Origin of the sequence: Streptosporangium sp. NPDC049376 (assembly GCF_044466505.1) — a bacterium.
GTDB lineage: Bacteria > Actinomycetota > Actinomycetes > Streptosporangiales > Streptosporangiaceae > Streptosporangium.
In genome coordinates this window covers 192,805-194,461 of the sequence record NZ_JBITMT010000013.1, presented here as the reverse complement: position 1 = coordinate 194,461, position 1,657 = coordinate 192,805, and the positions used below count along the sequence as shown (strand labels likewise).

Annotated in this window: 2 protein-coding genes; one reads left to right on the top strand and one right to left on the bottom strand. The window is 66.6% G+C overall.

The window, feature by feature from the left end; genetic code table 11:
• On the top strand, positions 1-494 hold a 494-nt coding region (locus tag ACIBVQ_RS28750; protein WP_399181230.1), incomplete at its 5' end, for a WD40 repeat domain-containing protein.
• 490 nt (positions 495-984) lie between these two features.
• On the opposite strand, the gene ACIBVQ_RS28745 is transcribed toward ACIBVQ_RS28750, so the two are convergent.
• Positions 985-1,657, bottom strand: a 673-nt coding sequence (locus tag ACIBVQ_RS28745) for a tetratricopeptide repeat protein (RefSeq protein WP_399181228.1), incomplete at its 5' end; no start/stop codon positions are given.

Genomic DNA, 1,657 nt, shown 5'->3' with positions numbered 1-1,657 from the left:
CCACCCGCAAGCAGATCACCACTCCCCTCACCGGCCACACCGATTCGGTGGAGTCGGTGGCATTCAGCCCGGACGGCCGCACCCTGGCCACCGGAGGCTACGACGACACAGTGCGGCTGTGGGACGTCGCCACCCGCAAGCAGATCACCACTCCCCTCACCGGCCACACCGATTCGGTGGAGTCGGTGGCATTCAGCCCGGACGGCCGCACCCTGGCCACCGGAGCCGGAAAAGAAGCGCAGCTCTGGGATGTCGCCACCCGTAAACGGATCGGCTCCCCCCTGCCCGCAGACGGCTCCGCAATAACCCGGGTGATGTTCAGCTCTGACGGCCGGACCTTCGTCACCGAAGGCTTCGACTCGGTGCGGTTGTGGGATGTGGGAGTCCCTGATGACCTGCCTGGAGCGCTATGCGCGATCGCCGCCCGCTCACTCACCCCCGCCGAATGGGCACAACACATTCCCGAGGCGGACTTCCGCACGGTCTGCCCCTGACGACCGGCTTCCCAACTCCGCGTCGTGTGGCCCTTCAGGACGGTCGGTGGAGGGGCGGCCAGTTTCTGAAGCCGCTCCAGGGCAGCGGAGCCGAACGCTGTGGCAGTGCGCGTGGGCATTCGGTCCCCAACCACATCACCGGCATGTGGCCAGCAGCGTGGTGAAGAGCGCCCTGCATGCGCGTGCGTTGGTTCGCCTGACCCGCCCGCTCACCCGGGGTGTGGCCCCAGCCCCAAAGTAGGTTCTGATCGGCCTCCGTTCACGGACGCGTCCCCAGCCGCCAGCTACCTCCGTGACTATGCGGGCTCACCGTACTCGGCGACGTAGCCGCGTAGCTCTCCACGGTGATCGGATGTCACCGGAATACGGCAGATTCGGGCTCGAAGCTCGGAACTACAACGATGCATGACCCGCCGTAGGTGGCCCAGAAATGTACGCCCCTGCCGGACGGCCCAACCGCAGGTCATGGCACAGCTGGCCAGCGATCTCCTCACCCCTTGACGGTGGGCGGCTGCTTCATCCAATCGGGGACACCCTGGCCGGTGACCTCGCGAAAGCTTCTGCTCACCCCCCTGACATCCCCCACATAGGCGTGGCGCAGCAGACCGACGACCGCTTCCATGATGCCCTGGGCGTACTCGGGCAGCTGCTGCCCGGCGATGAGCGCCTCGGCCAACGGGGCGGTCGCCTCACCGAACCGGGCTCCTTTGACCAGGACATATCCCATCGCGGTAAGACTCTGAACGTAGTTGGGCAGGTAGGCGTCACGGTTGAGTTCGGCCAGTTCTCGACGCAGGCGGACGGCCTCCTCACTGACCGGTACCGCTTCTCGGCTCTGGCCGGTCTCAGCCAGCCGGATGGCGTGGTTGTTCAACGACGTCGCCAGGTCGGGCAAGTAGGCGTCACGGTTGAGCCCGGCCAACTCCCGACGCAAGCGGACGGCCTCCTCACTAACCGGTACCGCCTCCCGGCGTCGGCCGCTCTCAGCCAGCCGGATGGCGTAGTTGTTCAACGACATCGCCAGGTCGGGCAGGTAAGCATCGCGGTTGAGTTCGGCCAGCTCGCCATAGAGACGGACGGCCTCCTCACTAACCGGTACCGCCTCCCGGCGTCGGCCGCTCTCAGCCAGCCGGATGGCGTAGTTGTTCAACGACATCGCCAGG